The 9,515-nt window shown below is 68.2% G+C and carries 2 protein-coding genes; both read left to right on the plus strand.

The window, feature by feature from the left end:
* Positions 1 to 4,629 (plus strand): amino acid adenylation domain-containing protein (locus ACPZMI_RS00390; protein ID WP_426351443.1); only part of this gene is annotated, 4,629 nt, incomplete at its 5' end.
* A 10-nt stretch (positions 4,630 to 4,639) separates the two neighbouring features.
* On the plus strand, positions 4,640 to 9,515 hold a 4,876-nt coding region (locus ACPZMI_RS00395; RefSeq protein ID WP_426351444.1), incomplete at its 3' end, for an amino acid adenylation domain-containing protein.

The following is a 9,515-nucleotide window of genomic DNA, read 5'->3' on the forward strand; positions in this document are numbered from 1 at the left end:
ACCGTGGCCCAGGAAGGCGAGGGCGCGCAACTGATCGAGCAGGGCCCGTTGACTGGCGAGATGCCGCTGCTGCCGATCCAGCAGGCGTTCTTCGATACCGACATCCCCGAGCGTCACCACTGGAACCAGTCGGTGCTGCTCAAGCCGGCCCAGCCGCTGCACGCGGGTTATCTGGAGCAGGCGCTGCAGGCACTGGTCGCGCACCACGATGCGCTACGCCTGAGCTTCACTGAAGGCGAGAGCGGCTGGCAGGCGCAGTATCGCCAGCTTGGCGAGCAACCGACCGAGCTGCTGTGGCAGCGCACCCTGAACACTGCCGACGAACTGGAAGCCCTGGCCGAATCGGCCCAGCGCAGCCTGTCGCTGGGCGACGGCCCGCTGCTGCGTGCCGTGCTGGCCGATCTGCCGGACGGCAGCCAGCGCCTGTTGCTGGTGATCCATCACCTGGCGGTGGACGGGGTGTCGTGGCGCATCCTGTTCGAAGACCTGCAATTGGCCTTCGAGCAACTGAGCAGCGGCAAGCCCCTGGCCTTGCCTGGCAAGACCAGCTCGCAGCGCGACTGGGCCGAGCAATTGCGTCGTTACGCCGTCGAGCACAGCGCTGAGCTGGGCTACTGGCAGCAACGCCTGCAGGGCGCCGCCGAGTTGCCGTGCGCCGCGCCAACGGCGGTGCTGGACAACGCCCATGCGGCGATGGTCCATACGCGACTGGACAAAACCACCACCCAACGCCTGCTGCAGGAAGCGCCCGCTGCCTATCGCACCCAGGTCAACGATCTGCTGCTGACCGCCCTGGCCCGTACCCTGTGCCGCTGGAGCGGGCAGGGCAGCGTGCTGGTGGAGCTCGAAGGCCATGGCCGCGAAGAGCTCGCCGAGCACCTCGACCTGACCCGCACCGTGGGCTGGTTCACCAGCGTGTTCCCGGTGTGCCTGACCCCGGCCGAAGCGCTGGGCGACTCGCTCAAGCAGATCAAGGAGCAGTTGCGTGGGGTGCCCAACAAAGGGCTGGGTTTCGGCGCCTTGCGCCGCTTCGCTGACGCCTCGACCCGTGAAGCGTTGCAGGCCTTGCCGGTGGCACGGGTGACCTTCAACTACCTGGGCCAGTTCGATGGCAGCTTCCAGGCCGACGACGGCGCGCTGTTCAGCCCGAGCGGCGAGGCCAGCGGTGCCGAGCAGAGCGCGCAGGCGCCGCTGGCCAACTGGCTGGGCATCAACGGCCAGGTGTACGACGGCGAACTGGACCTGAGCTGGACCTACAGCACGCAGATGTTCGACCACGCCACCCTGCAGGCCCTGGCCAGCGATTTCGCCGAGCAGTTGCAGGCTCTGGTCGAGCATTGCTGCCAGCCCGGACAAGCGGGCGTGACGCCCTCGGACTTCCCGCTCTACCCGCTGGCCCAGGCGCAACTGGATGCGCTGCCGGTCGCCGCGCGGCAGATCGAAGACATCGTGCCGTTGTCGCCGATGCAGCAGGGCATGCTGTTCCACAGCCTGTACCAGCAGGACGCCAGCGACTACGTGAACCAGATGCGGGTGGACATCGACGGCCTGGACCCTGCGCGTTTCCGCGAGGCCTGGCAGCAGGCGCTGGACGCCCACGACAGCCTGCGCAGCGTGTTCCTCTGGCAGGGCGATGTGGAGCGTCCGCTGCAACTGGTGCACAAGCAGGTCGAGGTGCCGTTCCGCGTGCTTGATGTGCGCGGCGACCAGGACCTGCCCGCCGCCCTCGACCGCCTGGCGGCCGAGGAACAGGCCCAGGGCTTCGACCTGGCCCGTGCGCCGCTGCTGCGCCTGGTGCTGGTGCGTACGGCTGATGACCGTCATCACCTGATCTACACCCACCACCACATCCTGCTCGACGGCTGGAGCAATTCGCAGCTGCTGGGCGAGGTTCTGCAGCGCTACGCCGCGCGCCGCGAGGTCGGCCATGTTGGCCGCTACCGCGATTACCTGGCCTGGCTGCAGGCCCAGGATGCCGGGTTGAGCGAGCGTTTCTGGACCGAGCAACTGAGTGTGCTCGAGGCCCCGACCCGGCTGGCCCAGGCCTTCGTGCGCCGCGAAGCCGTGGCGCAAGCGCCGTTTGGCGACCACTACCAGCAGTTCGATGCCGCGTTCACCCAGCGCCTGGGCGAGTTGGCGCGCCGTCACAAGGTGACCGTCAACACCCTGCTGCAGGGCGCCTGGCTGATCCTCCTGCAGCGCTACACCGGTCAGCAGGCGCTGTGCTTCGGCGCCACCGTCTCGGGGCGTCCGGCGGAGATCGTCGGTATCGAACGCCAGGTCGGGCTGTTCATCAACACCCTGCCGGTGGTGGCGCAGGTGCGTGCCGAGCAGGCGCTGGGTGAGTGGCTCGGTGAGCTGCAGCAGCACAACCTGGCCCTGCGCGAGCACGAGCACACCGCGCTGTACGATATCCAGCGCTGGGCCGGGCAGGGCGGCGAGGCGCTGTTCGACACCCTGGTGGTGTTCGAGAACTACCCGGTGGCCGAGGCCCTGCGCCAGGCCGAGGTGCCCGCCCTGGGCTTCGGCGCCATCGACAGCCACGAGCGCACCAACTACCCGCTGACCCTGGCCATCGCCCTGGAGCAGACCCTGCAGGTGCACTACAGCTACCTGCGCGAAGCGTTCGACGATGCGCGCATCGTGCAGATCGCCGGGCACCTGCGCCAGGTCCTCGAGCAACTGCTCGAGGCGGCGCCGGGCCAGGCCATTGGCGCGCTGGAACTGATCACCGGGCAGGAGCGTGCGCAACTGGTGGAGCAGTGGAACCACGTCGATGCACGCTTCGATTCGCCACGTGCAGTGCACCAGCTGTTCGAGGCCCAGGCGCAGCGCACGCCGGAGGCGGTGGCGGTGTTGTTCGGCGAGCAGCAACTGAGTTATGCCGAGCTCGACCAGCAGGCCAACCGCCTGGCACACGGGTTGATCGAGGCAGGGCTGGGCGCCGAGGCGCTGGTGGGTGTGGCGCTGGAGCGTGGCCCGCAGATGCTGGTCGCGTTGCTGGCGGTGCTCAAGGCTGGCGCAGCCTATGTGCCGCTCGACCCGGAGTACCCCGAAGAGCGCCTGGCCTACCTCATGCAGGACTCGCGCATGGCGCTGTTGCTCACCCATTCGCAGTTGCTGGCGCGCCTGCCCGCTGCGCAAACCGTGGCGACCTTGTGCATCGACCAGTTGGCCAGCGCCGCACTGCCGAGCAGCGCGCCGCAGCGCCCGGTGCACGCCGAGGGCCTGGCCTACGTGATCTACACCTCCGGCTCAACCGGCCAGCCCAAGGGCGTCGCCGTGGCCCATGGCCCGTTGGCCATGCACTGCCTGGCGATTGGTGAGCGCTACGCCATGAGCGCGCGTGACTGCGAGCTGCACTTCATGTCGTTCGCCTTCGACGGTGCCCATGAACGCTGGCTGACCTGCCTGTTGCATGGCGGCCGCCTGCTGATTCGTGACCCGCAGCTGTGGACCGCCGAGCAGGCCTGTGCGGCCATGCACCGGCATGGCGTCACCGTTGCCGCGTTCCCGCCGGTGTACCTGCAGCAGTTGGCCGAGCACGTGCGCGAGCACGGCAACCCGCCGCCGGTGCGCATCTACTGCTTCGGTGGCGACGCGGTGCCGGAAGCCTCGTTCGAACTGGTCAAGGCCGTGCTTGCGCCTGAGCACATCATCAATGGCTATGGCCCGACCGAAACCGTGGTCACCCCGCTGATCTGGAAAGCCGACCGCGCCGAACGTTGCCAGGCGGCCTATGCGCCGATCGGCAGCCGCATCGGCAACCGCAGTGCCTATGTGCTCGACGACTCGGCGGCGTTGCTGCCCCAGGGTGTCGCGGGCGAGCTGTACCTCGGCGGCACGGGGGTGGCGCGCGGCTACCTGCACCGCGCCGCGCTCACGGCCGAGCGCTTCGTGCCTGACCCTTACGGTGTGCCGGGCGCGCGCCTGTACCGCAGTGGCGACCTGGTGCGCCAGCGCGCCGACGGTGTGGTCGACTACCTGGGACGGGTCGATCACCAGGTCAAGATCCGCGGCTTCCGCATCGAACTGGGTGAGATCGAGGCGCGCCTGCAGGCTCAGGACGGTGTGCGTGAAGCCGTGGTGCTGGCCCGTCCCGGCGTCGGTGGCCCACAGCTGGTGGGCTACGTGCTGGCCAGCGCGCAGGGCCTGGCGCTCGGCGAGGCTAAATTGCGCGAGCAGCTCAACGTTCGTCTTAAGGAGACACTGCCGGGTTACATGGTCCCCACCTATCTGGTCTTCCTCGACGCACTGCCCCTGACACCCAACGGCAAGCTGGACCGCAAGGCCCTGCCGGCCCCGGATGCCAGCCTGATGCAACGCGACTACCGCGCGCCGCAAGGCGAGCTGGAAAGCGCCATCGCCGATATCTGGGCTGCGGTGCTGAAGGTCGACCGCTTAGGGCGTGACGACAACTTCTTCGAACTGGGCGGGCATTCGCTGCTGGCGACACAAGCCACGGCGGCCGCACAGGCGCAACTGCAGGTACAGGTGCCACTGGAACTGATCTTCCAGGCCGACGACCTGCAGGGCTATGCGCAAGCGCTGGAAGGGTTGCGGACCACCGATCTCGAGCAGGATCTGAGCGATATGCATGACTTCCTCACCGAGTTGGAGACGAACTGAGATGGCTGTAATGGATAACATCGCGCTGGTTCAGCGATTCATCAGGTTGCCGCTGTCACAGCGCAGGGCCTTCCTGGAAAAGCTGGCCGGCAAGGGCCTGACCCTGGGGCAGTTGCCGATCCCGGCGGCCCGTGAAGGCCTCGATGTTATCCCGCTGTCGTACGCCCAGCAGCGCCAGTGGTTCCTCTGGCAACTGGAGCCGCACAGCAGTGCCTACCACATCCCGAGTGCCCTGCGCCTGAAAGGCACGCTGGATGTGCCGGCACTGGCGCGCAGCTTCCAATGGTTGCTGGGGCGGCACGAGTCGTTGCGTACGCGCTTCGTCGAGACGGCCGAGGGCGTGCGCCAGGTGATCGAGCCTGCTGCGTCGGCCTTCGAGCTGCCGCTGCAGCACCTGCCGGCCGATGCCAGCGCCGATACCGAGCAGGCCGTGCGCGACTTCGTCGAGGCCCGTACCCAGGCGCTGTTCGATCTGCAACAAGGCCCGCTGCTGCGGGTCGACCTGCTGCGTCTGGCCGATGACGACCATGTACTGGTGATGACCCAGCACCATATCGTCTCCGACGGCTGGTCGATGCAGGTGCTGGTCGAGGAACTGGTACACGCCTATGCGGCCTTCAGCAGTGGCGGTGAACCTGCGCTGGCGACGGCATCGATCCAGTACGCCGACTACGCGATCTGGCAGCAGGCCTGGATGGAGGCAGGGGAGAGCGAGCGCCAGCTGGGCTACTGGACCGCGCGTCTGGGCGGTGAGCAGCCGGTGCTGGAGTTGCCGATCGATCACCCGCGCCCGCAGCAGCCCAGCCATCGCGGCGAACGCCTGGCGGTGGCGCTGCCGGTCGAGTTGCAGCGAGCCCTGCGCAGCCTTGCCCAGTCGCAGGGGATGACGCCGTTCATGGTCCTGCTGGCCAGCTTCCAGTTGCTGTTGCACCGCTACAGCGGCCAGCGCGAGATCCGCGTCGGTGTGCCGGTGGCCAACCGTCAGCACCCCGACACCAAGGCGCTGATCGGCTTCTTCATCAACACCCAGGTGCTGGATGTCAGCATCGACCCGCAGAATTCCTTCCGTGAACTGCTGCAGCAGGTGCGTGCGGCGGTGCTCGGCGCCCAGGCCCACCAGGCGCTGCCGTTCGAGCAACTGGTCGAAGCCCTGGCGCCGGAACGCAGTGCCGGGGTCAACCCACTGTTCCAGGTCATGCACAACCACCTCGGTGGCGATGGCGCCTCGGCGCTGCGCCTGCCGGGCTTGCACATCGAGGGGCTGGACGTACGCACGGTCACCGCGCAGTTCGACCTGACCCTGGACACCGCCGAGGCGGGCGAGCAGCTGTCGGCAGCCTTCACCTACGCCACCGACCTGTTCGAGCGGGCCACTGTCGAGCGCATGGCGCGGCACTGGCTGCAACTGCTCGGGCAGATGGTTGCAGCGCCGGATACGCCCCTGGTGCAGGTGCCGTTGCTCGATGCACAGGAGCGCGCGGACATCATCGCCGAGTGGAATCCACGGCCGGCCAAGTATCCCGTGCAGCAGTGCATTCACCAGCGCATCGAGGAGCAGGCGCGCCTGCGCCCCGAGGCCATCGCGGTCACACTGGATGATCGCCAGCTCAGCTACGGCCAGCTCGAAGCCCAGGCCAACCACCTGGCTCACCGCCTGCTGGCGCAGGGTGTCGGCCCTGAGGTACGGGTCGGCCTGGTGGTCGAGCGCAGCCTGGAAATGATCGTGGCCATTCTCGCCACGCTCAAGGCTGGTGCTGCCTATGTGCCCATGGACCCCAGCGCGCCAGCCCAGCGCCTGGCCTACATGATGGCCGACAGCGGCATCGCCCTGCTGCTGGTGCAGCCGCACCTGGCGGCAGGTGTGCAGGGGGCCGAGGGCGTGCGCCAGCTGATGCTGGAGCCGCTGTCGCCACAGCCGCTTGCCGACCCCGGCGCGCCGCAACTGGCTTGCGACCCGCGCCAGCTCGCCTATGTCATCTACACCTCCGGTTCCACCGGCCAGCCCAAGGGCGTGCTGCTGCCCCACGACAATGTCATGCGCCTGTTCGCTGCCACCGAGCGTTGGTTCGACTTTGGTGCCGACGATGTCTGGACCCTGTTCCACTCCTACGCCTTCGACTTCTCGGTGTGGGAGATCTTCGGCGCCCTGATGCATGGCGGGCGACTGGTGATCGTGCCGCACGAGACCAGCCGCAGCACCGAGGATTTCCACGCGCTGCTGCACCGCGAGGGCGTCACGGTACTGAACCAGACCCCTTCGGCGTTCAAGCAACTGATGCAGGTGGCCTGCACCCGTGACGCCGCCGAACTGAGTGCCCTGCGCCAGGTGATCTTTGGTGGCGAGGCCCTGGACGTGCAGGCGCTGCGCCCGTGGTACGAGCATTTCGCTGCGCAGGGGCCGCGCCTGGTGAACATGTACGGCATCACCGAAACCACCGTGCATGTCACCTATCGTCCGCTGAGCCCGGCAGATCTCGAAGGCGAGGCCAGCAGCCCGATCGGCGAGCCGATCGCCGACCTGTCCTGGTACCTGCTCGACGGCCAGTTGGAGCCGGTCGCGCCGGGATGCATCGGCGAACTGTACGTCGGCGGTGCCGGCCTTGCGCGCGGCTATCACCGCCGCAGTGACCTCAGCGCCCAGCGCTTCGTGCCCGACCTGTTCGGCAATGGCGGGCGCCTGTATCGCACCGGTGACCTGGCGCGCTATCGCAACGACGGGGTGATCGAATACGTCGGGCGTATCGACCAGCAGGTGAAGATTCGTGGTTTCCGTATCGAGCTGGGCGAGATCGAAGCCCGCTTGCTGCAACTGCCGGGCGTGCGCGAGGCGGTGGTGCTCGCTCGCGACGGCAGTGCCGGTACGCAGTTGGTGGCCTATGTGGTGGCGCAGCAGGGCAGCGGCGAGGCGTCGGCGCTGGTCGAGCGCCTGCGCAGCGGCCTCAAGGCCGACTTGCCGGAGTACATGCTGCCAGCGCATATCCTGTGCCTGGACAGCCTGCCGCTGACCCTCAACGGCAAGCTCGACCGCGCGGCGCTGCCGGCGCCGACCCTGCGCCAGGAGGATTACCAGGCGCCGCGCACGGCGCTGGAGCAGCAAGTGGCGCAAATCTGGCAGCAGGTGCTGGAGGTCGAGCGGGTCGGTCTGCAGGACGATTTCTTTGCCCTGGGCGGGCATTCGCTGCTGGCCACCCAGGTGGTGTCGCGCCTGCGTCACGGCCTGGGCCTGCAGGTGGCATTGCGCACCTTGTTCGAGCAGACCACCCTGCAGGCGTTCGTCGCCAGCCTCACGCCAAGCGCAGACACCGCACAGCCTGCGCTGCTGCCGACAGTGCGTGGCGAGCTGGCGCCGCTGTCCTATGCCCAGGAGCGCCAGTGGTTCCTCTGGCAACTCGACCCGAGCAGCAGCGCCTACAACATCCCCAGCGCCTTGCGCCTGCGCGGCGCGCTGAATGTGGCCGCTTTGCAGCGCAGCTTCGACAGCCTGCTGGCGCGTCACGAGTCGCTGCGTACCACGTTCGTCCAGGCGCCCGAGGGTGCTCAGCAGCGCATCCACGCCGCCGCACCGCTGGCGCTGCCGATCGAAACGGTCGCCGAGGCCGAATTGGCCGCACGGGTGCAGGCCGAGGTGGCGCAGGTGTTCGATCTGGAGCACGGGCCGCTGTTGCGTGTGCGCCTGCTGCGTGTGGCGCAGGACGACCATGTGCTGGTCGTCACCCAGCATCACAGCGTCTCCGATGGTTGGTCGATGCAGGTACTGGTCGAGGAGCTGGTGCAATGCTATGCGGCCTTCAGCCAGGGCGAAGCGCCCACGCTGCCGGTGCTGCCGCTGCAATACGCCGACTATGCGATCTGGCAGCGGCAGTGGATGCAGGCCGGCGAGCGCGAGCGTCAGCTCGGCTACTGGACCGAACGCCTTGCCGGCGAGCAGTTCCTGCAACTGCCCACCGATCACCCACGCCCGGCCGAACAGTCGTTCCGTGGCGCGCAGCTTGCGCTGGCGCTGCCGGACAACCTGGCCCTGGGCCTGCAACAGCGGGCGCGTGAGCTGCGGGTGACGCCGTTCATGCTGCTGCTGGCCACCTTCCAGGTGCTGCTGCACCGCTACAGCGACCAGGGTGATATCCGCGTCGGCGTGCCGGTGGCCAACCGCAACCGCCTGGAGACCGAGCGCCTGATCGGCTTCTTCGTCAACACCCAGGTACTGCGCGCCGAGGTCGAGCCAGGCATGGCCTTTACCCACCTGCTCGAGCAGGTCCGCCACAGCGCCCTGGAAGCGCAGGCCCACCAGGACCTGCCGTTCGAGCAACTGGTCGAGGCCCTGCACCCTGAGCGCAGCCTGAGCCATAGCCCGCTGTTCCAGGTGATGTTCAACCACCAGGGCGAGCGCGCCGCCGAGGCGTCCATGGCCCAGGTGCCGGGCCTGCAGGTCGAGGCGCTGGCGTGGGACAGCCACACCGCGCAGTTCGACCTGACCCTCAATACCTTCGAGTCGGGTACGGCCTGGTCGGCGATCTGGACCTACGCCACCGACCTGTTCCTGCCAGCGACCATCGAGCGCCTGTCGCAGCACTGGCTGAACCTGTTGCAGGCGATCGTCGCAGCGCCGGAGCAGCGCGTCGGCGAGCTGGCGATGCTCGAGGACAGCGAGCGCGAGCGCATCGAACGCCAGTGGAACGCCAACGGCCTGGACTTCGACCGCAGCCAGTGCATCCACCGCCTGATCGAAGCCCAGGTACGTCGCACACCGCAGGCGTTGGCGGCGATCTGGGGCGATGAGCAACTGGACTACGCCACCCTCAACGCCCGCGCCAACCGCCTCGCCCGCCACCTGGTGAGCCTGGGTGTCGGCCCTGAAGTGCGGGTCGGTGTGGCCTTGGGGGGGGGGG

Source organism: Pseudomonas wayambapalatensis, from assembly GCF_049942315.1.
GTDB classification, from domain to species: Bacteria; Pseudomonadota; Gammaproteobacteria; order Pseudomonadales; family Pseudomonadaceae; genus Aquipseudomonas; species Aquipseudomonas wayambapalatensis.